The 23,569-nt window shown below is 33.8% G+C and carries 20 protein-coding genes; 15 read left to right on the top strand and 5 right to left on the bottom strand.

Annotated elements, in window-relative coordinates:
- Positions 1 to 6 precede the first annotated feature (6 nt).
- The 5 genes from RF683_RS09240 (at position 7) to RF683_RS09220 (ending at position 4,731) form a co-directional block, all read left to right on the top strand.
- Positions 7 to 987, top strand: a complete 981-nt coding sequence (locus tag RF683_RS09240; RefSeq protein ID WP_309532001.1) for a carbon-nitrogen hydrolase family protein — start codon at positions 7 to 9, stop codon at positions 985 to 987.
- A gap of 50 nt (positions 988 to 1,037) precedes the next feature.
- On the top strand, positions 1,038 to 2,150 hold the full coding sequence (locus RF683_RS09235) for a cupin domain-containing protein (RefSeq protein ID WP_309532000.1): 1,113 nt from the start codon (positions 1,038 to 1,040) through the stop codon (positions 2,148 to 2,150).
- Between the two features lie 72 nt (positions 2,151 to 2,222).
- A complete protein-coding gene (locus RF683_RS09230; RefSeq protein ID WP_309531999.1) occupies positions 2,223 to 3,131 on the top strand; it encodes a fumarylacetoacetate hydrolase family protein in 909 nt (302 codons plus the stop codon).
- A 214-nt stretch (positions 3,132 to 3,345) separates the two neighbouring features.
- Entirely contained in the window at positions 3,346 to 3,930 is a 585-nt protein-coding gene (locus tag RF683_RS09225; protein WP_309531998.1) for a hypothetical protein, read from the top strand.
- 54 nt (positions 3,931 to 3,984) lie between these two features.
- Complete coding sequence (locus RF683_RS09220) at positions 3,985 to 4,731, top strand: maleate cis-trans isomerase family protein (RefSeq protein WP_309531997.1); 747 nt, start codon at positions 3,985 to 3,987, stop codon at positions 4,729 to 4,731.
- 70 nt (positions 4,732 to 4,801) lie between these two features.
- On the opposite strand, the gene RF683_RS09215 is transcribed toward RF683_RS09220, so the two are convergent.
- Together RF683_RS09215 and RF683_RS09210 are read right to left on the bottom strand one after the other, a co-directional pair.
- Positions 4,802 to 6,997 carry a TonB-dependent receptor plug domain-containing protein gene (locus tag RF683_RS09215; RefSeq protein WP_309531996.1) on the bottom strand — a complete coding sequence of 732 codons (2,196 nt, stop codon included), beginning with the start codon at positions 6,995 to 6,997 and terminating at the stop codon, positions 4,802 to 4,804.
- 31 nt (positions 6,998 to 7,028) lie between these two features.
- Complete coding sequence (locus RF683_RS09210) at positions 7,029 to 7,421, bottom strand: SPOR domain-containing protein (protein WP_309531995.1); 393 nt, start codon at positions 7,419 to 7,421, stop codon at positions 7,029 to 7,031.
- A gap of 218 nt (positions 7,422 to 7,639) precedes the next feature.
- Here RF683_RS09210 and RF683_RS09205 point away from each other — a divergent pair, with 218 nt between their 5' ends.
- From RF683_RS09205 to RF683_RS09170, 8 genes are read left to right on the top strand one after another with little or no spacing between them, the layout of a single operon-like run.
- Positions 7,640 to 8,977, top strand: a complete 1,338-nt coding sequence (locus RF683_RS09205; protein ID WP_309531994.1) for a c-type cytochrome — start codon at positions 7,640 to 7,642, stop codon at positions 8,975 to 8,977.
- Between the two features lie 31 nt (positions 8,978 to 9,008).
- Positions 9,009 to 12,080, top strand: a complete 3,072-nt coding sequence (locus RF683_RS09200; protein ID WP_309531993.1) for a TAT-variant-translocated molybdopterin oxidoreductase — start codon at positions 9,009 to 9,011, stop codon at positions 12,078 to 12,080.
- A 22-nt stretch (positions 12,081 to 12,102) separates the two neighbouring features.
- Positions 12,103 to 13,509 (top strand): NrfD/PsrC family molybdoenzyme membrane anchor subunit, encoded by a 1,407-nt coding sequence (gene nrfD / locus RF683_RS09195; protein WP_298659708.1) that lies wholly within the window; start codon positions 12,103 to 12,105, stop codon positions 13,507 to 13,509.
- Between the two features lie 11 nt (positions 13,510 to 13,520).
- Positions 13,521 to 14,042: a DUF3341 domain-containing protein gene (locus RF683_RS09190; RefSeq protein ID WP_309531992.1), complete on the top strand. Its 522-nt coding sequence runs from the start codon at positions 13,521 to 13,523 to the stop codon at positions 14,040 to 14,042.
- 7 nt (positions 14,043 to 14,049) lie between these two features.
- Entirely contained in the window at positions 14,050 to 14,598 is a 549-nt protein-coding gene (locus RF683_RS09185; protein WP_298659668.1) for a c-type cytochrome, read from the top strand.
- Between the two features lie 25 nt (positions 14,599 to 14,623).
- A complete protein-coding gene (locus RF683_RS09180; RefSeq protein WP_309533168.1) occupies positions 14,624 to 16,129 on the top strand; it encodes a quinol:cytochrome C oxidoreductase in 1,506 nt (501 codons plus the stop codon).
- A 20-nt stretch (positions 16,130 to 16,149) separates the two neighbouring features.
- Positions 16,150 to 17,298 carry a cytochrome c oxidase subunit II gene (locus RF683_RS09175; protein ID WP_309531991.1) on the top strand — a complete coding sequence of 383 codons (1,149 nt, stop codon included), beginning with the start codon at positions 16,150 to 16,152 and terminating at the stop codon, positions 17,296 to 17,298.
- Positions 17,299 to 17,329: 31 nt separating this feature from the next.
- Positions 17,330 to 19,096 carry a cytochrome c oxidase subunit I gene (locus RF683_RS09170; RefSeq protein WP_309531990.1) on the top strand — a complete coding sequence of 589 codons (1,767 nt, stop codon included), beginning with the start codon at positions 17,330 to 17,332 and terminating at the stop codon, positions 19,094 to 19,096.
- A 319-nt stretch (positions 19,097 to 19,415) separates the two neighbouring features.
- Here RF683_RS09170 and mgtE read toward each other — a convergent pair whose 3' ends face one another.
- Genes mgtE through RF683_RS09155 form a run of 3 tightly spaced genes read right to left on the bottom strand, consistent with a single transcriptional unit; the run spans position 19,416 to position 21,876 of the window.
- Positions 19,416 to 20,768, bottom strand: coding sequence for a magnesium transporter (mgtE, locus tag RF683_RS09165; protein ID WP_309531989.1), 1,353 nt, complete (start codon positions 20,766 to 20,768; stop codon positions 19,416 to 19,418).
- Positions 20,758 to 21,534 carry a 16S rRNA (adenine(1518)-N(6)/adenine(1519)-N(6))-dimethyltransferase RsmA gene (rsmA, locus tag RF683_RS09160; protein ID WP_309531988.1) on the bottom strand — a complete coding sequence of 259 codons (777 nt, stop codon included), beginning with the start codon at positions 21,532 to 21,534 and terminating at the stop codon, positions 20,758 to 20,760. Before rsmA ends, mgtE begins: the two co-directional genes overlap by 11 nt.
- A 15-nt stretch (positions 21,535 to 21,549) precedes the next feature.
- A complete protein-coding gene (locus RF683_RS09155; protein ID WP_309531987.1) occupies positions 21,550 to 21,876 on the bottom strand; it encodes a DUF4286 family protein in 327 nt (108 codons plus the stop codon).
- Between the two features lie 240 nt (positions 21,877 to 22,116).
- Here RF683_RS09155 and ruvB point away from each other — a divergent pair, with 240 nt between their 5' ends.
- Together ruvB and RF683_RS09145 are read left to right on the top strand one after the other, a co-directional pair.
- A complete protein-coding gene (ruvB, locus tag RF683_RS09150; RefSeq protein WP_309531986.1) occupies positions 22,117 to 23,139 on the top strand; it encodes a Holliday junction branch migration DNA helicase RuvB in 1,023 nt (340 codons plus the stop codon).
- 70 nt (positions 23,140 to 23,209) lie between these two features.
- Positions 23,210 to 23,569: a four helix bundle protein gene (locus tag RF683_RS09145; RefSeq protein ID WP_309531985.1), complete on the top strand. Its 360-nt coding sequence runs from the start codon at positions 23,210 to 23,212 to the stop codon at positions 23,567 to 23,569.

Raw genomic sequence — 23,569 nt, 5'->3', positions numbered from 1 at the left:
ATAACTATGGAATTCAAAAAATTTAAAGCAGCTACCGTTCAAACGTCACCAGTATTTCTAAATGTAGAAAAAACGGTAGATAAAGCCATTTCTTTTATTAAAGAAGCAGCAAACAATCAGGCAAAATTAATTGCTTTTCCTGAAGTATTCATTTCGGGATATCCCTATTGGAATTGGATTATGACGCCTGTTCAAGGAAGCAAGTGGTACGAAGAATTATATAAAAATTCGGTGGATATTTCTGGACCTGAAATCAAGAAATTATGCCTGGCTGCTAAAGAAAATGATATGCATATCGTGATGGGAATCAACGAACGAGGCAAAAGCTATGGCGAAATTTACAATACCAATTTAATCATTGATAATAAAGGCGTTATCATCGGAAAACATAGAAAGTTAGTGCCAACTTGGGCAGAAAAACTGACTTGGACTTCTGGTGATGGTTCTTCGTTGAAAGTATATGATACCGAAATAGGTCCAATCGGAACTTTGGCGTGTGGCGAAAACACCAATACTTTGGCACGTTTTACACTACTTTCGCAAGGCGAATTGATACATATTGCCAATTATATTTCGTTACCCGTAGCGCCACCCGATTATGATATGGCTGAAGCGATTAAAATTCGTGCCGCTGCGCATTCTTTTGAAGGAAAATTATTTACGATTGTTTCGTGCTCAACGGTTTCTCAAGAAATCAAAGACGTCTTACGTGCCGATGTGCCGAATGTAGATGAATTATTAGATAGAAAAAGTTCAGCATTCTCTGGATTTATTGGTCCTAACGGAGCAGTAATCGGTACACCTTTAATTGATGAAGAAGGAATAGTATATGCTGAAATTGACTTAGAAAAGTGCATTCAACCGAAACAAATGCACGATATTTTAGGACATTACAACCGATTTGATATTTTCGATTTACGAGTAAATACCGCTCCCACCCGGAATATTAAATTTATTGATAATCACGAAGACTTTAATAAGAGATAAATAATTGTTGACTGAGGTACTCGAAGTCATCAATTTAAATAAAAAACAAAATGGAAGAAAATAACTTTTCAGATGACCAAATCGGTCGTGCAAGAGTACAAGATTCACCCGAATTAGTTGCCTATTACAAAGAACTTGAAGCTTTAGGCGCAGGCGCTTTATGGACAGTAGCCAATGACATCGAACCTTGGGAACCGCGTTCGTCATCTGTTCCAATGCTATGGAAATATGATGATTTACGCGATTTAGTTTTAAAATCATCCGAATTAGTAACACCAGAACAAGCAGGTCGTCGTGTGGTTTATTTGGTAAACGACAAACGTAAAGATGTTTCAGCAGCCGTGGGTTGGTTGTACACTGGAATTCAAGTTACGCGTCCAGGCGAAAGCACTTCGGCGCACCGTCATAAGGCATCGGCATTACGCTTCATTATGGAAGGCGAAAAAGGCTATACCGTTGTAGATGGTAATAAAATTATGTTGGAAGTGAATGATTTTGTCATCACCCCAAATTCCACTTGGCACGAACACGGTGTGGAAGAAGGCGGAAAAACGTGTATTTGGCAAGATGGATTGGATATTCCGTTGGTAAACGCATTGGAAGCTAATGATTACGCGGTTTATGATGGTAAACAGCCTTTAGTAAAACCCCTAAATTATTCACCAATAACATACGGTTGTGCCGGATTAATTCCAGCTGACAAAACGTGGGACAAACCCTATTCGCCCTTATTCAAATATTCTTGGAAAAATGTATATCCTGCTTTATTAGAGGCTCAAAAAGTAAATGATGTTAATCCGTTTGATGGCATTTTTATGCAATATTCTAATCCGTTAACAGGCGGACATGTGATGCAAGCTATGGGAGCCGCGATGCAATTATTACCAGCAGGTTTCAAAGGAAAAGCACACAAGCATACGGGTTCGTTCGTATATCAATGTGCGAAAGGAAAAGGATTTTCTATTATCAATGGCCAACGTTTCGATTGGAAGGAAAGAGATATTTTCTGTGTTCCGAGTTGGGCTTGGCACGAACACCACAATTTATCCGAAACTGAAGATGCTTGCTTATTTCAATTCAACGATTTACCTGTAATTGAAAGTTTAGGGCTTTTTCAATCAAGAGAATTGGAAGAAAATAATGGACATCAACAAGTTCAATAACAATATCAAATTCAAAAATCTATAAAATACTTTGCTACATTGTAACTTAGCAAATTTGAAACATAAAAAAACATGAAACTACTTACCTACAAAACACAAGATACCGAGCCACGTTTGGGCTTTATTCATAACAATCAAGTTATTGATATGGAAGATTTTGGCGAAATTTCTAATTTTCCATTACCTAATGATATGTTGGATTTAATTGATATGGGATTTGAAATTATTGCTGAAATAAGCGAATTAATTTCGGAAACACCAGAAAATTTCTTCGAAGAAATCGCTTATGAAATGAACGAAGTTACGATTTTAGCACCTATCGAAAAACCAAGAAAAAACATTATCGGAATTGGGTTAAATTACACCGAACACGTAGCTGAAAGTGCTCGTACATTAGATACAACTGGAAAACTTCCAACAAAACCAATTATCTTTTCAAAACCACCGACAACGGTTACGGCTACCAATACCGAAATCATTAAAAACACGAAGTTGACTTCACAATTGGATTGGGAATGTGAATTGGCGGTTGTTATCTCTAAAAAAGGAAAATATGTAGCCAAAGAAAACGCGATGGATTATGTGTTTGGTTACACCGTAATTAATGATATTTCTGCTCGTGATTGTCGTCGTGAAGGACAATGGATTGTATCTAAAGGGCAAGATACGTTTGCTCCAATGGGCCCTTATTTGGTTACAAAAGACGAAATTGAAAATCCACATAATTTGAATTTATCGTTAAAAGTAAATGGCGTTGAAAAACAAAATTCGAATACCAGATTTATGCTTTTCAATATCAATGATTTGATTGAAGATTTAAGCATCGTATTTACCTTAGAAGCAGGCGACATCATTGCAACCGGAACTCCAGCAGGTGTTGGCGCAGGTCGTGACCCACAAGAATGGATGCATGACGGAGATGTGGTAGAAGCCACAGTGGAAGGCATTGGAACAATTGTGAATACGATTAAAGAAATATAATAAAAGTATTCAGTTAAAAAGAAATTAATTCAACAATATGTTCAAAATAAAAACTATTTTTAATTTAGTCTTATCAATTTTATTATCCCAATTTTTATTTAGTTGTAATGAAAATTATGAATATTTTAATACTTCGAAAGATGCAATTAAAGACATTAAATCAAGATTCCCAACTTTAGTGTACTCTTCAAATAAGAATATCAAAGAAGTTTCTATGAGGAAAATTTCAATTGAAAATGATAGCATTGAAATTAATTTAATTGAGTTTGAAGGTGATGAAGATCAAAATAAAATTTTAGTTTTTAAAAATAAAAAAAATCATTATTACGCAATCCCTTTATTTTCTTCTATACACAGAGACTATTGGGATTTTAAAAACGATTCTATTTTAAAACAAATTCCAAAAGTAAATTCAACTTTTAAAAAAGAATTCTTGAATATGATTAAGATATTGAATTTTAAAAAAATGAATTTTTGGAAAATTTATAATGAGACTTTTTTAAATGTTTTACAATGGGATTTTATTGTTAGTAAAAATGAATTAAGAAAACATTATAAAATAATTAATATGAATAATAATTCTTTAATAGAGAATGAAGATTCAGGTAAGTCATTAAAACGTATTCTTCGAAATATTAGTGATTTAGAAAAATCATTTAAAAATAATGAAACTTATTTAATTTATGGTGGAGGTATGATTATTGAATTTAGTAATATTGATAATTATAATTTTAAAAATAAAGATTTAAATATCAAATGTTATAGACAAGATATGAATTTGAAATCAATGAATTTATAATACTTTGCGAACCTTGCGAAAACCTTAGCGTCTTTGCGTTAAATAAACATTAAAATGAAATACAAAATAGGACAAATAGTTCCATCATCGAATGTAACGATGGAAACCGAAATACCAGCCATTTTTCGTTCACGAGAAACCATTTTACCAGAACGCTTTACCTTTCATAGCAGTAGAATGCGTATGAAAAAAGTAACCAAAGAAGAATTGGAAGCCATGGACGCGATGAGTTTAAAATGTGCGCAAGAATTGTCAGATGCTCACGTAGATGTGATGGGTTATGCCTGTTTGGTAGCGATTATGAGTATGGGACGCGGTTATCATTGTGTGTCGGAAGTAAATTTACACCAAGAAACTGTGGCTAATGATTTTCCAACACCTATTGTAACTTCTGCAGGTGCATTAATTAACGGATTAAAGGTTTTGGGTGCGAAACAAATTTCGATTATTACGCCCTATATGCGACCATTAACCGATATGGTGGTGGATTATATCGAAAATCAAGGTATCAAAGTAAAACAAAGTATTGCTTTAGAAATTCCAGATAATTTGGAAGTAGCCGCTCAAAACCCAATGAATTTATTGGAAATCTACAAGCAATTGGATTTGACAGATGTAGATGTTTTAGTTGCTTCAGCTTGTGTGCAAATGCCATCGTTAGAAGCTATCGATTTAATTCAAGCCGAATCTGGAATTCCAGTAACATCAGCAGCGGTTTGTACTACGTATGAAATGATGAAAAAAATAGGAATTGAAGCCAAATCACCTATTGGAGGAGAATTATTAAGTGGAAAATATTAATGCAATTAACATCATAAAAAAATGCGTTCTGAATATAAATCAGAACGCATTTTGTTTTCATATAGGATGTTTAAAAACTATATTTTGCTCCACCATATATGTTTCTTCCAGGGGCATTAATACCAGAAGCGAATGTGCGGTATTGCGTATCTAAAATATTTTCGACCCCTGCATAAAATTTAAAGCCATAAATTTCTTTTGAAGATGCTTTTATATTATAGGTTTCCCATGCCGGCATACCAGTAGAAGGAGCATATTGAGGATTGTCTTCTCCACTAGTGCTGTAATCTGCGATTTCTTTTTTACCATTAAATAGGAGATAGGCTTCTACCATTCCCCATTCGCGAGAATAATTTAAACCAATTCGGCCAAAATAAGGCGGAATATGGTCCAAAGGTCTATTTGTTGTTTCTATTACTCTTCCTAACGTATACGAATAACTTCCATCAAATGTTAACGATGAAGTTAGTGCGGATTTAAAAGTTAAGTTAAACCCGGTAACATAGGCTTTTCCTTTGTTTTGATTTGCATATACTTCACTTAAAGTATTGTTATAAATGATTGCATTATTGCCTTCATAGGTAAATTTATCAGTTACAATGGCGTCATACATTTTTGTATAAAAATAAGTACCTTCAAGTAAGTGGCGATTCGATTCTGTTTTTAGTACAAATCCTAAATCAGTTGTAATTGTTTTTTCTGGAGCTAAATTGTTATTAGGCACAATTATTTTTCCACCACCAGATTCAAATATTTTTGCTAAATCATCAATATTTGGTACTCTAAAACCAGAGCTTAAATTTGTTTTTAATATAATATTTTTAGATGCATTATGCACAAGCCCTACATTTCCGCTATAGGTAATATTGTTTTGTTTTATTTCCGAAAAAGGTAAGGGGAAAAAAGTATTATCTGAAATTGTGCTTTTTAAACTTGTATAACCTAGACGCGCTCCAGCACTCCAGTTGGTTTTTTGGTATCTTTTTGACGTATAAGAAAAATAGATATCTGAACGCATCATATGGTTTTTCCCATTTGGATATCTGGTATCTAAAGAGGTTTCAGTTCCTGTGTTAATATTGTTTTTAAAGGCCGTTGATTTTAAATTGTCATAATAAGTTTCTAGACCATAATATAAATTCCCGTTTTTTAATTTAGTTTCAAAATTTGTGGCTAAAGAATATACAGCTACTTTTTCAATTCTGTTTTGCAAGTTATAGTTCCCAAAATTTCTGTTCACTCTGCTTTCTTTCACATTTTGATAACTCAAATCAATTTTCATATCAGTATTTGTAAATACGTTTTCTTTTTCAATACTATAAATTCCTAGTACTCTTTTTTGAGGCCCATAATACCATTCGGCACTTTTTAGAACAGTAGAAGAGGAAGGATCAGTTAGCCTGTCATATCTTGGAATGTTTGAACTTGTTGAATATTGAAAATTTAAGGTATGCAAAAATCCAGCAGCTGTTTTATAATTCAATTTTTGCATGAAATTATATTGTTTATAGCCAGAATTTACTTGAATATATTTATTGTCATTTGTAATGATAGTATCGACTCCATTAATTGTTGAGACATAGTATGGTCTTTCGCCAAAAAAATCGCCATGTTGGTTTTTCTTTTTACCCATTTTTATGTCGCCAAAATCATTGAATGAAAAAGCAGTAAATGAAGTCCAGTTTTTTCCGCCATATCCTAAGTCAAAATAAGATGATTTTTCTGTATTTGCAGAAGAAAATCTCGAACTAATTGAACCTGATAGATTAGTATTGAAAAGCGTGTTTTTTGTCAACATATTTACCGAACCACCTAAAGCATCGCTACCATATAAAGTTGAGGTTGGGCCGTATTGAATAAGAATATTTTCAAGAAAATTTTCGTCAACAGTAATGACATTTTGTAAATGACCTGCTCTAAAAATAAGATTGTTCATTCTAATGCCGTCAACAAGTAATAAAACTCTACTCGATTCAAACCCTCTAATTACAGGGCTTCCACCGCCTTGTTGTGATTTTTGAATAAATAAAGCACCTGAATTTCCTAATGCGTCCGCTGTAGTTTGAAAATTTTGAAATTCAATTTTAGCTTTAGAAATAACTTCAATTTGCGATGGATGTTGCTGTTTGTTAATGCTAATTTTTGTAGAGTTGATTTTTATCTCTTCAATATTTTGAATTTTAATACTGTCTTTAGATTTTTGAGAAAAAGAGAATTGTAAACAAAAAAATGTAAGCAAAATTGTCAAAAAATAATTTTTAGTCATAGGGTAAGATTTACGTGAAGTAAAATAGGAATTACTTTTTATTTGGGTTAATTAATAAAGCTGAAGGAAATTTCTTTTTTATGCCAATTAACGCTTTTTCCGCCTCTATTTTTGATTTATAACTTCCCACCCAAACTTTATAGGAGGGGTTACTAAAAACAATAGTGCCATCAGTGTCTTTAAACTCCTTTTTGAATTGTGTTAGATTTTTTTTAGAGTCTTCAATAGAGCCAAAGAAAATTTGAATTTTATATTTATCATTTATCGTTATAGCAGCATTTGCTTTTCGTTTTTCGGCTAATAATTGTTCTACTTTTGGGTCTTGTTGAAACGAAAATAAACGCTTCATAGAAAAAATATTTTGCCAAATTAGTATAGTTGTTAAAACGAGTAAAAATTGAACGTTATTTTTTAATGTCTTCATAATGAATGCTATTTGCTACAAAAATATAATTAAGTTTTAAAATAAATGATTTATTCTTATTTAGAATTAAAATAAATTACATTTTAAGATAAATTTAAGGTTTTGATAATTATTCTAATGTTGTATTTTTGTCCGAGTTTTAAAAAAAGTGTGATTAAATGAATGCAGTCGTTTGAATTGCGAAAATCATACCAAATTAGTTAGTAATCAATTTTAATATGAAAAAGGTGGGTAACCCTAAATCGTTTTCAAAAACTTTCTTCTCGTTAGCGTTAACATTTGTGTTCGCTTTTGCTGTAAGTGCACAAGAACCAGCAGCTGCTCCGGCACCTGCTCCGGATGCAACAGCAGCTCCAGCAGCTGGAGCCGGAGATCCTGCAAAAGGAAAAGAATTGTTTAATACCAATTGTGCGGCTTGTCATAAGTTAGATCAAAAAATGACTGGTCCTGCCTTGCGAGGTGTTGGTGACAAGTATGACAAAGAATGGTTGTACAAATGGATTCATAATAGTGCTGATTTGATTAAATCTGGAGATGCAAAAGCTGTTAAGGTTTATGAAGAATTCAACAAAGTAGCCATGACGGCTTTTCCTCAATTGTCAAATGCTGATATTGATAATATTATCGCGTACACTATGCAACCGAAAGAGGAGCCTGCTGTTGCAAAAACTCCAGGGACAGAGGTTGGCGGAAGCGAAACAGATGGAGGTTTTTCAAATACAGTTATCTTAGGGGCATTAGTTTTAGTGCTAGCAGTTTTAATCTTCATGTTAATTACGGTTAATAAATTATTAAGAAATGTAATAGCTGCTAAAGGTATTGAGTTTGAAGAAAAACCAAAATCACTACCATTATGGAAAGCATTTGCTCAAAATCAATTCTTGGTTTTAGTGTCTGCTATTTTATTCTTATTGGTTTCTGCTTACTATATGTATGGTTATTTCATGCAAATAGGTGTAGACCAAGGCTATGAGCCAATTCAGCCAATTCATTATTCACATAAAATTCATGCTGGAGATAACGGTATTGATTGTAAGTACTGCCACTCTTCTGCAAGAGTTTCTAAAAACGCAGGTATTCCTTCATTAAATGTGTGTATGAATTGCCATAAAAACATCTCTGAATTCCAAGGAGATAAAGATTCGACTTATGTTGATTATTCAAAAGAATTCTATACTGGCGAAATCAAAAAATTATATGATGCTGTAGGTTGGGATCCAGCTACACAAAAATATACAGGAAAAACGAAACCAGTAAAATGGGTTAGAATTCATAATTTACCAGACTTTGTTTATTTCAATCACTCACAACACGTAACTGTTGGTGGTATTGAATGTCAAAAATGTCACGGTAAAGTAGAAACTTTCGAAATCATGAAACAAGATCAACCGTTAACTATGGGTTGGTGTATTAACTGTCACAGAGAAACAAATGTGAAAGTTGAAGAGAATGGTTATTACGAAAAAATCCACGCAGAATTGTCGAAGAAATATGGCAAATCTAAGTTAACTGCTGCTGACATGGGTGGTTTGGAATGTGGTAAATGTCACTATTAATATTAATTTAAGAAGCTAATATCTATATACAATGGCATCAAACAAAAAATACTGGAAAAGTGTTGAAGAACTAAATGAAAACAGTTCTATTGTTGAGACGCTAAAAAACAACGAATTTGTTGAACAAATTCCAGTTGATGAATTTTTAGGTGATAAAGAGAATCTAACCAATTCATCTACTTCACGTCGTGACTTTTTAAAATATGTAGGATTCAGTACAGCTGCTGCTTCATTAGCTGCTTGTGAAGGACCTGTAATTAAATCAATTCCTTATGTAGTTCAACCAGAAGAAATTATCCCTGGTGTAGCAGATTATTATGCTACAACTATTGCTGATGGGTTTGATTTTGCAAATATTTTAATCAAAACACGTGAAGGTCGTCCAATAAAAGTAGAGAATAACAAATTACAAGGTGCGGTTTCTGGAGCAAATGCAAGAGTGCATGCTTCCGTATTGTCTTTATATGACAATTTAAGACTTAAAGGTCCAAAAATTGCAGGAAAAGAATCATCTTGGAATGAAGTTCATACTAAAGTAAAAGCAAGTTTATCAGAAGCAAAAGCGAATGGTGGAGCTGTTGTGGTTTTAACCAATACGATGTCAAGTCCTTCAACTGATAAATTAATTGGTGATTTAACGGCAAAATATACAAATGCAAAACATGTAGTGTATGATGCGGTTTCTGAAACAAATGCTTTAGATGCCTTTCAAACAGTATATGGTTTCAGAGCATTAGCTAATTATGATTTCTCAAAAGCTGATACAATTGTATCTGTAGGTGCAGATTTCTTAGGAGATTGGCAAGGAGGAGGTTTTGATGCAGGCTATGCAAAAGGACGTGTTCCTAAAAACGGGAAAATGTCTAAGCACATCCAAATTGAGGCAAATATGTCTTTAGCGGGTGCAAGTGCTGATAAAAGAATTCCATTAACTATTGCAGACCAAAAGAAAGCTTTAGTAAAATTATACAATGCGGTTACAGGTTCAAATGTAGCTGTTGGAAAATTAGCAAAATATGATGCTGATGTTGAAAAAGCAGCTCAACAACTAAAAGCTTCTGCTTCTAAAGGAGTTGTGGTAACAGGCTTAGATGATTTAGATGCTCAATTATTGGTTTTAGCCATTAACAATGCATTGCAATCACAAGCATTTAATCCAACAGATGCTAAATTAGTTAGAAAAGGAGATGCAAAAGCTGTGAATCAGTTAGTAGCAGATATGAATGCTGGTAAAGTTCATATATTAATTATGAGTGGTGTAAATCCAGTATATACTTTACCAAATGCAAAAGAGTTTGTTGCAGGATTAGGTAAAGTAAAAGTATCAGTTGCGTTTTCTACTAAAGAGGACGAAACAGCTAAAATTTCAACAATAGCTGCTGCTGCTACACATTATTTAGAATCTTGGGGCGATGTTATGATAACACGTTCTAATTATAGTTTGATGCAACCAACCATCAGACCTTTATTTGATACAAAACAATTCCAAGAAGCATTATTAACTTGGACAGATAATCCAACAACGTATTATGATTTCTTAAAAGGATTTGCTCCAGCGTTATTAGGAGGAAAATCATGGAATCAAGCAGTACATGATGGTTTCACTGTTCTTGGTGCAGGTTCAGTAGCTACACAAGGCGCAAATTATGCTGCTTCGGCTACTAAATTAGCAAATGCAAAATCAACAGGTTTAGATTTAGTATTATATACTAAAGTAGGCATGGGTGATGGGCAGCAAGCTAATAACCCATGGTTACAAGAGTTTCCAGATCCTATTACAAGAGTATCTTGGGATAACTATGTTACTGTTTCTAAGGCTGATGCTGAAAAGTTAGGGTTGAAAAACTGGAATGTTGCAAATGGAGGACTAAACGGAAGTTATACTTCAATAAAAGTAGGAAACGCTACTTTGGAAAAAGTGCCAGTAGTTATTCAACCAGGTCAAGCTGTAGGGACTATCGGTTTATCTTTAGGATATGGTAAAAAAGAAGCATTAAAAGAAGAAATGCAAGTAGGTGTTAATGCTTACACAGTATATGCTAATTGTAATGCAAATCAATCTGCAACAGTTACTTTGGCAGATGGAGAACACGAATTTGCTTGTGTTCAATTACAAAAAACATTAATGGGTAGAGGAGATATCATCAAGGATACTACTTTATCTGTATTCAATAAAGCAAATGACTCGGGTGAGGTTGAATTATATAACCCAAAACCAGTTGTTTCATTAGATCATAAAGAAACGCCTGCATCTAAGGTTGATTTATGGACTTCTTTTGATCGTTCAACAGGGCACCATTTTAATTTATCAATAGATTTAAATGCTTGTACAGGATGTGGGGCGTGTGTAATTGCATGTCATGCTGAAAATAATGTACCAGTTGTTGGTAAATCTGAAGTTAGAAGAAGCCGTGATATGCATTGGTTACGTATTGATAGATATTATTCTTCAGAGGAAACTTTTGCAGGTGATATTGATAAAAAAGAATCAGCAGACGGATTAATGAGCTCTATTTCTACTTTCACAAGTATGGAAGATCCTTCAGAAAATCCACAAGTTGCTTTCCAACCTGTAATGTGTCAACATTGTAATCATGCACCATGTGAAACAGTTTGTCCAGTAGCAGCTACATCACACTCTCGTCAAGGTCAAAATCATATGGCTTACAACAGATGTGTTGGAACACGTTATTGCGCTAACAACTGTCCATATAAAGTACGTCGTTTTAACTGGTTCTTATACAATAAGAATGATGAATTTAATTACCACATGAATGACGATTTAGGTCGTATGGTGTTAAATCCAGATGTGAATGTACGTTCTCGTGGGGTAATGGAAAAATGTTCTATGTGTATTCAAATGACTCAAGCAACCATCTTGAAAGCTAAAAAAGAAGGTAGAGCAGTTGAAACTAATGAATTTGCAACAGCATGTTCTGCAGCATGTACATCAGGAGCTATGATTTTTGGGGACGTTAATGATGCTACTTCTGATGTGGCAAAATTAGCTGAATCTGATAGATCATATCATTTGTTAGAGCATATTGGAACAAAACCAAATGTGTTCTACCACGTGAAAGTAAGAAACGATAAAGAAATTTAATAACAGAAATACAATATAAAGGATTATGTCTCATTACGAAGCACCCATTAGAAAGCCTCTTGTTATTGGTGATAAAAGTTATCACGATATAACAGTTGATGTTGCTAGACCTGTAGAAGGAAGAGCTAATAAACTATGGTGGACAGTATTTACTATTGCATTAGCTGCATTCCTTTGGGGATTAGGATGTATGGTTTATACCATTTCTACCGGAATTGGAACATGGGGATTAAATAAAACAATTGGTTGGGCTTGGGATATTACTAACTTCGTTTGGTGGGTTGGTATTGGTCACGCCGGAACACTTATCTCAGCGGTATTATTATTATTCCGTCAAAAATGGAGAATGGCTATTAACCGTTCTGCTGAAGCCATGACTATTTTCTCAGTAGTACAAGCGGGTTTATTCCCAATTATTCACATGGGACGTCCATGGTTAGGGTATTGGGTATTACCAATTCCAAATCAATTTGGATCATTATGGGTAAACTTTAACTCACCATTATTATGGGACGTATTTGCAATTTCTACTTATTTATCTGTTTCATTGGTTTTCTGGTGGACAGGTTTATTACCAGATTTTGCAATGTTAAGAGATAGAGCCGTTACTCCATTTACTAAGAGAGTATATTCTATCCTTTCTTTTGGATGGAGTGGCAGAGCTAAAGATTGGCAACGTTTTGAAGAAGTTTCATTAGTGTTAGCAGGTTTAGCTACGCCACTTGTACTTTCTGTTCACACTATTGTATCATTTGACTTCGCAACTTCAGTTATCCCGGGTTGGCATACTACAATTTTGCCTCCATATTTCGTAGCTGGAGCTATTTTCTCAGGATTTGCTATGGTAAACACCTTGTTAATCATCATGAGAAAAGTGTCTAATTTAGAAGATTATATTACGGTTCAACATATCGAATTAATGAATATTGTAATCATGATTACAGGTTCAATAGTAGGTTGTGCATATATTACTGAGTTATTTGTAGCTTGGTATTCAGGAGTAGAGTATGAACAATATGCTTTCTTGAATAGAGCTACAGGGCCTTACTGGTGGTCATATTGGTTAATGATGACTTGTAACGTATTCTCACCTCAGTTCATGTGGTCTAAAAAATTAAGAACAAGTATTGCATTTTCATTCATTATTTCTATTGTGGTAAATATAGGAATGTGGTTTGAACGATTTGTAATCATTGTTACCTCTTTACATAGAGATTATTTACCATCTTCTTGGACGATGTTCCAACCAACATTTGTTGATGCTGGAATCTACATTGGAACAATTGGTTTCTTCTTTGTATTATTCTTATTATATTCTAGAAGTTTCCCTGTAATTGCTCAAGCAGAAGTAAAAACAATCTTAAAGTCTTCTGGAGATAATTTCAAGAGAGAAAGAGGAGATAGTAAACCAGGTCACGATCATCATTAATATTTAAGATTATGAGTAATAAAGTTATACACGCGATATATAATGACGATGATGTTTTGTTAGATGCAGTTAAGAAAACGAAAGCAGCTCATCATCACATTGAAGAAGTATATACACCATTTCCAGTACATGGACTAGACAAAGCAATGGGTTTAGCTTCTACTAGATTAGCAATATGTGCCTTTTTATATGGAATAACAGGTTTAATTATTTATGCAAATTTATTAAACTATGTAATGATTTTAGATTGGCCACAAGATATTGGAGGAAAACCAAGTTTTGCATTTTACCAAAATATGCCTGCTTTTGTTCCAGTAATGTTTGAAGGTACAGTGTTTTTTGCAGCCCATTTAATGGTAATTACATTTTACATGAGAAGTAAATTATGGCCATTTAAAAAAGCAGAGAATCCAGATGTAAGAACAACTGATGATCATTTTTTAATGGAAGTTGGTGTACACGGTAATGAAGAAGAATTAGTTTCTTTTTTCCAAAATACAGGAGCTATCGAAGTAAAAGTAATTGAAAAATAGAGGAGTGATGAGAAAAGTTTTAAATAGTATTGTATTAGCTGGTGTAGCTTTATTAAGCACATCATGTTTTGACAAATCAAAACCAAACTATCAGTTCTTCCCTAATATGTATGAGCCGGTTTCTTATGAAACATATTCAGAACATGCTATTTTTCCGGGAGGCAAAGAAGGTTTAATTCCAGCAGAAGGAACAATTAAAAGAGGTTTTACACCTTATGAAATTCCTAATACTCCAGAAGGATATGCTTTAGCAAAAGCTTCATTAAAATCGCCATTAACAGCTGAGCAAAAAAATGAAGAAAAAGGAAAAGAATTATTCAATATTTACTGTGCTATTTGTCACGGTGAAGCAGGTGATGGTAAAGGTAATTTAGCAAAAAGAGAAAAATTTGCCGGAGTTCCTAATTATAAAGATAGAGAAATTACTGAAGGAAGTATCTTTCACGTAGTTACATACGGAATCAATTCTATGGGTTCGCATGCTAATCAATTATCAAAAGAAGAAAGATGGCAAGTGGCAGACTATGTGTTGAAACTTAAAGCAGAATTAAAATAGTAATACATTTTTGAAAATAATAGATATGTACCAGTTTTCAAGTAGATTAAAAACGTTTTCATTTATCCTGATGGTTGTAGGTATTTTAGGAATCGGTTATGGTTTCTTTACTACGCCTAAAACAGATGAAGATATTGAAAATATATTAAAAGAGCAAGAAGCACACCACGGTGGTGCACATCATGAATCTCATGCTACGGCATCTGCTTCTCATTCACAAGAACATGCTACGACACATGAAGTAACTGCTCATGAAGAAAAAGATTCAATGCATCATGAAATAGCTCAAGTAGCTGATTCTACAGAAGTTTCTCATGATTCTACAGCTGTTGCAGTACTTCCAGTTGCAGATCATCATGATAGCGACGTGGTAGTTACTAAAGCAAAAGAAATACATGTAGACCATGATGCGGAGCACAAAGAGCATATTGCTCATGTGAAACACCAATTGCAAAACAAGCCTTGGTCAGCATTATATGTTGCTTGTATTTTCTTCATGTTAATTGCTGTTGGCGCATTGGCATTTTATGCTATTCAATGGGCAGCTCAAGCGGGGTGGTCTCCAATAGTATTTAGAGTAATGGAAAGTGTTTCTAGTTATTTATTACCTGGTTCAATTATTTTTATTATTTTATTGGTATTAGCTTCACTGCATTTTGGTTACAATCATATGTTTGTATGGATGGACGCAGATGTTGTTAAAGAAGATCATTTAATTCAAGGAAAATCAGGGTTTTTAAATATTCCATTCTTCTTAATAAGAGCTGTAATCTTTTTAGCGGGTTGGAATCTTTATAGATATATTTCTAGAAAAAATTCAATTGCTTTAGATCAAACAAAAGATTTAAGCTTCTTTAAGAAAAATTACAAAGCTGCAGCGGCTTTCTTAGTTTTCTTTATTGTTTCAGAATCTATTATGTCATGGGATTGGATTATGTCAGTAGATCCACACTGGTATAGTACATTGTTTGGATGGTATGTGTTTGCTAGCTTTTTTGTAAGTGGTATTACGGTAATTACATTAATTACGTTATATCTTAAATCAAAAGGTTTATTAGAACAAGTAAATAAAAGTCACATACATGATTTAGCTAAATTTATGTTTGGAATTAGTATTTTCTGGACCTATTTATGGTTCTCACAATTTATGTTGATTTGGTATTCAGATATACCAGAGGAAGTTACTTATTTCATCACAAGAATTGAACATTATAACTTACCTTTCTTCGGCATGGTAGCTATGAATTTCTTATTCCCATTATTAATTTTAATGAATGCTGATTTCAAGCGATTAACTTGGGTTATTGTAATGGCTGGGGTTGTAATTTTAGCAGGTCACTATTTAGATTTCTATAACATGATTATGCCTGCAACAGTAGGTGATCAATGGTTTATTGGTGTGTCTGAAATCAGCTCAGTAATGTTCTTCTTAGGGTTGTTTATATTTGTGGTATTTACTGCACTTACCAAAGCACCTCTTGTTTCAGAAGGAAATCCATATATCGAGGAAAGCAAACATTTTCATTATTAATATTTTAAAGTAATAAACAAATGAACAGTTTATTGATACTTATAATTGTAGTTTTATTAGGAGTTGCGATTTGGCAATTATCTAAAATATTTAGTCTAACACAAGAAAAAGCAGCTGCTGAAAATTCAGAAGTTGCAACAGACAAAGACAATAATGTTAATGGATATTTAATGTTTGCATTTGTTGGTTTTATCTACATTTTTACGATTTATTCTCTAGTTAAGTGGGGAAGATTTGTTTTAGGTACACCAGCGTCAGAACACGGTACAGATTATGATAATTTGATGTATATATCAATGGTTATTATCTTTATTGTGCAAACGTTTACACAGTTTTTATTGCATTATTTTGCATTTAAATACAGAGGAAAAGAAGGTCAAAAAGCATTGTATTTTGCTGACAACAACAAGTTAGAAGCTATTTGGACTATTATTCCTGTAATTGTTTTAGCAGGTTTAATTCTTTATGGATTGTATACTTGGAACAATATAATGAATGTTGAAGAAGGCGAAGAAGTAATAAATATTGAATTATACGCTAAACAGTTCTCTTGGGAAGCTCGTTATTCAGGAGAAGATAACACTTTAGGTAAGGCTAATGTTAGGTATATTAAAGATGTAAATACTTTAGGTGTTGATATGGCAGATCCTGCTGCTCAAGATGATAAAGTTGTTACTGAATTACATTTACCTGTGGGTAAAAAAGTGCATTTTAAAATGCGTTCACAAGACGTGTTACACTCTGCTTATATGCCTCACTTCAGAGCACAAATGAATTGTGTGCCAGGAATGGTTACTGAATTTGCATTCACGCCAACGGTTACTACTGAGGACATGAGAAACGATCCAAAGATTGTTGAAAAAGTAGCAGGAATCAATAAAATTAGAACTAAAAAAAGCGCAGAACTTGTTGCAAAAGGATTACCCGCTTTAGAACCATACACATTTGATTACTTATTATTATGTAATAAAATTTGTGGGGCTTCACACTACAATATGCAAATTAAAATTATTGTTGAGTCTGAAGCAGATTACAAAAAATGGTTAAAAGAACAAAAAACAATCGCTACAGCTGTTAAAGAAGCATCTGCTCCTAAAGTAGATCCTGCAGCACCAGCAACGGGAGTAGTAGTAGATACTACAAAAACAATGGCTCAAGTTATTAAATAATAAAATTTAGATTTAAATAAATATAAATAGTATGTCACACGATCACGGTCATCATAAAGAAACATTCATTACTAAATATATTTTTAGTATTGACCATAAAATGATTGCTAAGCAATACCTAATCTCTGGTTTGTTAATGGGGATAGTAGGGATAGTTTTATCGTTATTCTTCCGTATGCAAATTGCATGGCCAGAGGAATCATTTGAGGTATTTAAAATATTTTTAGGTGAAAAATTAGCACCAGGAGGTGTAATGCGTAATGATATTTATTTAGCATTAGTTACGATTCATGGTACCATAATGGTATTCTTTGTATTAACAGCAGGATTATCAGGTACATTTAGTAACTTGTTAATTCCATTGCAAGTAGGCGCAAGAGACATGGCATCAGGATTCATGAACATGTTGTCTTATTGGATGTTTTTTGTGTCTTGTGTTATCATGATTATTTCATTATTTGTAGAATCAGGACCTGCCTCTGCGGGTTGGACAATTTATCCACCATTATCTGCTTTACCAGAAGCTATTCCAGGCTCAGGTTTGGGTATGACGTTATGGTTAGTATCTATGGCTATATTTATTGCTTCTTCATTAATGGGATCATTAAATTATATTGTTACAGTTATTAACTTAAGAACAAAAGGAATGACTATGACAAGATTGCCATTAACAGTTTGGGCATTCTTCGTTACAGCTATTATTGGAGTTATTTCATTCCCTGTATTATTGTCCGCTGCTTTATTATTGATTTTTGATAGAAGTTTTGGTACATCATTCTATTTATCAGATATCTTTATTAAAGGAGAAGTTTTACATTATCAAGGAGGATCACCAGTATTATTTGAACATTTATTCTGGTTCTTAGGACACCCTGAAGTATATATCGTATTATTACCTGCATTAGGTATTACTTCAGAAATTATTGCTACAAATGCAAGAAAACCAATCTTTGGTTATAGAGCTATGGTAACTTCTATCATTGCTATTGCATTCTTATCAACGATTGTATGGGGTCACCACATGTTCGTTTCAGGTATGAATCCATTTTTAGGTTCTGTATTTACTTTCACAACCTTATTAATTGCAATTCCTTCTGCTGTAAAAGCATTTAACTATATCACCACCTTGTGGAAAGGTAACTTACAATTAAATCCAGCTATGTTGTTTTCAATTGGTTTAGTTTCTACTTTCATTACAGGAGGATTAACAGGAATTATTTTAGGAGACAGTACACTTGATATTAATGTACACGATACGTACTTTGTGGTTGCTCACTTCCACTTAGTAATGGGTATTTCTGCATTATATGGTTTCTTTGCTGGAGTGTACCATTGGTTCCCAAGAATGTTTGGTAGAATGATGAATAAAACACAAGGTTATATACATTTCTGGGTAACGGCTGTTTGTGCGTATGGTGTTTTCTTCCCAATGCACTTTATAGGAATGGCTGGTTTACCAAGAAGATATTATACAAATTCTGCCTTCCCGTTATTTGATGAATTAGCAGATGTGAATGTATTAATTACTGGATTTGCTATAGTAGGTTCTGCATTCCAATTGGTATTTTTCTGGAATTTCTTCTATAGCATGTTCTATGGTAAGAAAGCTGTACAAAATCCATGGAAATCGAATACACTTGAATGGACTGCTCCTGTAGAACACATGCACGGAAACTGGCCAGGCGAATTACCTGAAGTACACCGTTGGGCATATGACTATAGCAAACCAGGTCATGATGATGATTTTGTTCCTCAAAATGTTCCAATGAAAGACGGAGAAGAAGAATTACATCACTAAGATATTATAATTCATTCAATATATAAAGGCCTTGTTGTATAGCAAGGTCTTTTTTTTGTACATATTAAAAAGTATAGTTGTTTTAGATACTAGTTCCTACAAGGTGTAAAATAGATCAATATACTTATATAAAAACAACTCTCCTTGTTGTAAAGCGTACTTTAGATGTATCAAAAATAATTCAACGGCTTAGCACTTTTATATGTGAAGTATAGCCGCGATTGAAATGGCATCTTTATTGCTTTGGGATGGATATAGCCGCAATAAAATAAAGTGGAAAGCGCGACAATAAGTCGAATGTATACGAACCAAGTGCTTCTTAAAATCCTAAAATAGCTTTAGCAATAGTGAAGTAAATTAAGATTCCTAAAATATCATTACTTGTAGTAATAAATGGTCCTGTTGCTAAAGCCGGATCAACGCCATATTTATCTAAAATAATAGGAATAAAAGTGCCAATTAACGATGCAAAAATAATTACGGTTAATAAGGCGATAGAAACGGTAATGCCTATCATTAATTCGAAGCCTAATAAAAAATGACTTCCTAAAATCAATATTAAGGACAATAAAGATCCGTTTAATAAGCTTAAGGAAAATTCTTTTAACAAACGATTCCAAAGACTGCCTGTTAACGAGTTATTAGCTAGACCTTGAACTACGATAGCACTTGATTGTACACCCACATTACCCGCCATAGCGGCAATAAGGGGTGTAAAGAAAAATAAATTTCTATGTCCTTCCATAGCAGGTTCAAATAAACCTAGCACATGCACAGATACAAATCCGCCAAGAAGTGCCAAAACAAGCCAAGGCAAACGCGCTTTTGTAAGTTCAAGCACACTATCATCAGCTTCTACGTCTTGTGAGATACCCGCAGCCAACTGGTAATCTTTGTCGGCTTCGTCTTTGATGACATCAATAATATCGTCAATGGTAACACGTCCTACTAAGCGTCCTAATTCGTCAACAACTGGAATGGCTTCCAAGTCATACTTTTGCATAATGCGTGCTACTTCTACATCTTTAGTATCTACTTTTACATAGTCCACTTTTTTTATATATACTTGGCTTATAGGTGTTTTTGTAGAGGTTGTGAGTAAGTCTTTTAGCGACAATCTCCCTTTTAATCGGTCTTCATCGTCAACGACATAAATAGAGTGTACACGAGTAACATTTTCTGCTTGCTGACGCATTTCTTTTACGCAAGTTAAGACATTCCAATTTTCATTAACTTTTACCAATTCTTTAGCCATGATACCTCCAGCAGTATTTTCATCATAACGTAAAAGGTCAACAATATCTTTAGCGTGTTCTACGTCTTCTAATTCAGAAATTACTTCTGCTTTTTTTGACTGAGGCAATTCGGCAATAATATCTGCAGCGTCATCAGTGTCTAATTCGTCAAGCTCTTCGGCAATTTCTTTTGCAGATAAATTACGTAGAATTTTTTCACGCACTTCTTCGTCTAACTCAAGAAGTATTTCGGCTGTTTTTTCAGAATCTAATAAGTTGAAAATATAAATGGCGTTGTCTTCTTCCAACTCATTCATAATTTCGGCTATATCAGCAAAGTGAACATCATGCAAGAGTTGTTCTAACTCATGAGATTGATTTTCATGAATTAAATTTTCAATTTGCTCGATAAGTTCTTTACTGATTTTAAATTCCATCGGCTGCTATTTTTTGGGTTAAATGAATAAAATCTTCAACAGCTAATTGCTCTGGTCGCAGTGCAAAGATACTATCTTCTTGCAACTTTTCCGATAAGTTTAAACTTTTTAAGCTATTTCTTAATGTTTTTCTGCGTTGGTTAAAGGCTGTTTTGACTACAGTGAATAATAATTTGTCATTACAGTCAAGCTTAAAATCTTTTTTTCTAATCATACGCATCACGCCCGAATCTACTTTTGGAGGCGGGTTAAACACGCTTGGCGGAACAGTAAACAGGTACTCACAATCATAAAATGCTTGTGCTAATACCGACAAAATACCATAAACTTTACTTCCTTTTTTTGAACAAATACGCTCAGCAACTTCCTTTTGAAACATACCCGAAAATTCCGGAATTTGATTTCGCATTTCAAGAGTTTTGAATACTATTTGAGTAGAAATATTATAGGGAAAGTTACCAATGATAGCAAAAGGCTTAGTCCCAAAAACTTGATTGAGGTCGTATTTTAAAAAATCTTGTCCAATTATTTTATCTGCTAAATGCAAATAATGCGTCTGTAAATAGTCTACCGATTCATTATCAATTTCGATTACATAGGTAGTTACAGGTTTTTCTAATAGATATTTCGTTAGCACACCCATTCCTGGACCAATTTCTAAAACGGTGTCATAGCCAGAAAGCGTAAGACTATCGGCAATGTTTTTTGCAATACTTTCCTCTTTTAAGAAATGTTGGCCTAAGTGTTTTTTTGCTTTTACAGACATACGTTTGGGAAAAAATTAGTTTTTACGGGTAAAAAATTCTTCTAATACTTCTAATTCTGTTCTAAAAGCAAGCATTTTATCACCAAATAATTGCGCACCTTCATCACGCAAACGAGGGGCATGGTAGGTGTAGTAATCGTTGAGTTTTTCGGCAGCATCTGTGAAATACTGCACTGAATAAGTGGTGCCACCAAGTTCTTCTTCAACGAGTACTTTTATGAGTTTAGCTTTGTGAAATAAACCCGTAGCGAGTACGTCATCAATATGCTTGGTTTTCATCCAGTTGAGCCATTGATCGTGTACGCTGTCGTCTATATTGATGGTTACATTATAAATGAGCATATTCTTTTTTTAGCAAAGATACGGTATTTTTATTGTTTGAAGAATGAGGTTGTTTTTCTACAAATTCGTTAAAAAAGTAAACTTCTACTTATCTTTGTGTTTATGAACGAACATTTTAAAACCCGATGGCTCGAATATGTTTCGTAACGGATAGCGCGGATTTGCAAATTCGCATGTCGGGTAAAGGTTATTTTTCTACAAATTCGTTAAAAAAGTAAACTTCTACTTATCTTTGTGTTTATGAACGAACATTTAGATCCAACCCAAGCTAATTTTTCTCCTCAAGATTTAGACATTGAGCGCGCTTTACGTCCCCTTAGTTTTGATGATTTTGCAGGACAAGAACACGTCCTTGAAAACTTAAAAATATTTGTAAAAGCCGCTAATCTTAGAGGCGAAGCCTTAGATCATGCGCTTTTTCACGGTCCTCCGGGTTTAGGTAAAACTACCTTAGCAACTATTTTAGCAAACGAACTAGGAGTAGGCATTAAGATTACTTCGGGACCTGTACTCGATAAACCAGGTGATTTGGCGGGTTTGTTAACAAATTTAGAACCTCGAGATGTTTTATTTATAGATGAAATTCATAGATTATCTCCCGTAGTAGAAGAATATTTGTACTCCGCTATGGAAGATTATAAAATTGACATTATGATAGAAAGTGGACCTAATGCACGTACGGTCCAAATCAATTTAAATCCGTTTACACTTGTAGGAGCTACTACACGTTCTGGGTTATTAACTGCACCAATGCGTGCACGTTTTGGTATTCAAAGCAGGTTGCAGTATTACAACAAAGAATTATTGGCTACTATTATAGAACGCAGCGCGTCTATTCTTAATGTACCTATAGATCTTGAGGCGGCTATCGAAATTGCAGGACGTAGTAGAGGAACACCTCGTATTGCTAATTCGCTATTGCGAAGAGTGCGCGATTTTGCCCAAATTAAGGGGAATGGTTCTATAGATACCGAAATTGCACGTTATGCGCTCAAGGCACTTCACGTAGATGCGCACGGTCTTGATGAAATGGATAATAAAATTTTAACTACCATTATTGATAAATTTAAAGGTGGTCCGGTGGGGCTAACGACTTTAGCTACAGCTGTAGGTGAAAATGGAGAAACATTAGAAGAAGTGTACGAACCTTTTTTAATTCAAGAAGGGTTCTTAATGCGCACCCCACGAGGCAGAGAGGTAACCGAAAAAGCATACAAGCATTTAGGGAAAATAAATACCAATATTCAAGGCGGATTGTTTTAAGAGCTGCAAGCTGTTAGATGCTTCCTGTCAGGTGTTGGTTGTTAAAATTAAATACAAGCGTAATTTTTAGATGGAAACGAAATTTAAATTTGAAAAATTAACTATTTGGAGGTTAGCAATGGATTTTGCAGAAGAAATTTATACATCTTCTTCAACATTTCCAAAAGTTGAGCAATTTAATTTAGTCTCCCAAGTAAACAGAGCGGCAGATTCAATTGCATTAAATATTTCTGAAGGTTCTATCGAACAATCAAATAAAGAGTTTAAAAGATTCTTGAATTATGCAATTAGATCTATTGCCGAAGTTGTAACTTGTTTATATAAAGCAAAAAACAGAAATTACATTACTGAAGAAAGATTTACTTTTTTGTATCTTTATTCTTTTGAATTAATGAATAAAACGTTGGCTTTTAAAGCTAAATTAAACTAA

Origin of the sequence: Flavobacterium sp. 20NA77.7 (assembly GCF_031326205.1) — a bacterium.
Lineage (GTDB): Bacteria > Bacteroidota > Bacteroidia > Flavobacteriales > Flavobacteriaceae > Flavobacterium > Flavobacterium nakdongensis.
The sequence above is the reverse complement of the archived record's forward strand: the minus strand, read 5'-3'. Positions and strand labels throughout refer to the sequence as shown.

Excerpts from the sequence above, each read along its gene's own strand:
- RF683_RS09220 (WP_309531997.1), top strand. The coding sequence starts at position 3,985 with ATGAAATACAAAATAGGACAAATAGTTCCATCATCGAATGTAACGATG.
- RF683_RS09190 (WP_309531992.1), top strand. The coding sequence starts at position 13,521 with ATGAGTAATAAAGTTATACACGCGATATATAATGACGATGATGTTTTG.
- RF683_RS09170 (WP_309531990.1), top strand. The coding sequence starts at position 17,330 with ATGTCACACGATCACGGTCATCATAAAGAAACATTCATTACTAAATAT.
- RF683_RS09155 (WP_309531987.1), bottom strand. The coding sequence starts at position 21,876 with ATGCTCATTTATAATGTAACCATCAATATAGACGACAGCGTACACGAT.
- RF683_RS09145 (WP_309531985.1), top strand. The coding sequence starts at position 23,210 with ATGGAAACGAAATTTAAATTTGAAAAATTAACTATTTGGAGGTTAGCA.
- RF683_RS09235 (WP_309532000.1), top strand. The coding sequence starts at position 1,038 with ATGGAAGAAAATAACTTTTCAGATGACCAAATCGGTCGTGCAAGAGTA.
- RF683_RS09180 (WP_309533168.1), top strand. The coding sequence starts at position 14,624 with ATGTACCAGTTTTCAAGTAGATTAAAAACGTTTTCATTTATCCTGATG.
- RF683_RS09230 (WP_309531999.1), top strand. The coding sequence starts at position 2,223 with ATGAAACTACTTACCTACAAAACACAAGATACCGAGCCACGTTTGGGC.
- ruvB (WP_309531986.1), top strand. The coding sequence starts at position 22,117 with ATGAACGAACATTTAGATCCAACCCAAGCTAATTTTTCTCCTCAAGAT.
- RF683_RS09175 (WP_309531991.1), top strand. The coding sequence starts at position 16,150 with ATGAACAGTTTATTGATACTTATAATTGTAGTTTTATTAGGAGTTGCG.
- RF683_RS09225 (WP_309531998.1), top strand. The coding sequence starts at position 3,346 with ATGAGGAAAATTTCAATTGAAAATGATAGCATTGAAATTAATTTAATT.
- RF683_RS09215 (WP_309531996.1), bottom strand. The coding sequence starts at position 6,997 with ATGACTAAAAATTATTTTTTGACAATTTTGCTTACATTTTTTTGTTTA.
- RF683_RS09185 (WP_298659668.1), top strand. The coding sequence starts at position 14,050 with ATGAGAAAAGTTTTAAATAGTATTGTATTAGCTGGTGTAGCTTTATTA.
- RF683_RS09210 (WP_309531995.1), bottom strand. The coding sequence starts at position 7,421 with ATGAAGACATTAAAAAATAACGTTCAATTTTTACTCGTTTTAACAACT.
- RF683_RS09200 (WP_309531993.1), top strand. The coding sequence starts at position 9,009 with ATGGCATCAAACAAAAAATACTGGAAAAGTGTTGAAGAACTAAATGAA.
- rsmA (WP_309531988.1), bottom strand. The coding sequence starts at position 21,534 with ATGTCTGTAAAAGCAAAAAAACACTTAGGCCAACATTTCTTAAAAGAG.
- RF683_RS09205 (WP_309531994.1), top strand. The coding sequence starts at position 7,640 with ATGAAAAAGGTGGGTAACCCTAAATCGTTTTCAAAAACTTTCTTCTCG.
- RF683_RS09240 (WP_309532001.1), top strand. The coding sequence starts at position 7 with ATGGAATTCAAAAAATTTAAAGCAGCTACCGTTCAAACGTCACCAGTA.
- mgtE (WP_309531989.1), bottom strand. The coding sequence starts at position 20,768 with ATGGAATTTAAAATCAGTAAAGAACTTATCGAGCAAATTGAAAATTTA.